Source organism: Spongiactinospora gelatinilytica (genome assembly GCF_003236385.1).
GTDB classification, from domain to species: domain Bacteria; phylum Actinomycetota; class Actinomycetes; order Streptosporangiales; family Streptosporangiaceae; genus Spongiactinospora; species Spongiactinospora gelatinilytica.
Map to the genome: position 1 here is coordinate 1 of NZ_POUA01000793.1, position 742 is coordinate 742.

The 742-nt window shown below is 72.9% G+C and carries 1 protein-coding gene; it reads right to left on the bottom strand.

Translation table 11 applies throughout. From position 1 onward, the window contains the following. Positions 1 to 12 precede the first annotated feature (12 nt). On the bottom strand, positions 13 to 742 hold a 730-nt coding region (locus tag C1I98_RS39440; RefSeq protein WP_233508590.1), incomplete at its 5' end, for a hypothetical protein.

Below are 742 nucleotides of genomic sequence, written 5' to 3' on the forward strand. Positions count from 1 at the left end.
GGGCGGGCACGGTCAGATTTCGTGGGCGGCGCGGTCGGGTAGGCCGTGTTCCTTGGCCACGGGGTTCCACAGTTGGACGAACTGCTTCTTGGCGGCCGTGGCCTTGGAGGAGGAGGACAGGCCGGCGTTGTAGTCGGGGTCCTTGGTCCAGTCGGCGTCGCAGTCGCCGGCGCGGCGGCGGGCCCAGGTGAGGAAGCTCTCGTCGGCGTCGAGTGATGCCTGTAGGGCGGTGGTCAGGCGGTTCTTGATGGTGTCGCCGTCGGCGACCGCGCCGAGTTCGAGCGTGCGTACCTGCTCGACCTGCTTGCGGCGGGCCTCGGTGACCCGCTCGATGGTGCTGATGGCCGAGTCGGCCTCCTCGCACTGCCGTACCTGCGTCAGCGCGGGGCCGAGTCCGGACCGCGCGCCGCCGCTGTCGGACAGCAGGTCGTCAACGGCCTGAGCCTGCCCTGCCGCGGTCGTGCCGCCTCCAGGGTCCTGCGAAGCCTCGGACGGCTCGCCGGACCCGGTCTCCTGCGGATCTCGCGTGCCGGTGCCGGTCGCCTCGCCTCCGGCCGTGGTCGGGGCGCTGACCGGCGTCGCCTGCTGGGGGGTTCCGCCGCGCATCAAGAACCACATCACCCCTGCGGTGACCACGGCGGCCAGCACGGCCGCCAGGAGGGGCCACATGACCCGCCGTCGCCCCTCGCCACCTCGCGGTGGGTCGCCATCTGCGCCGTCTCCGCCGTCCCAGACCTCGGGC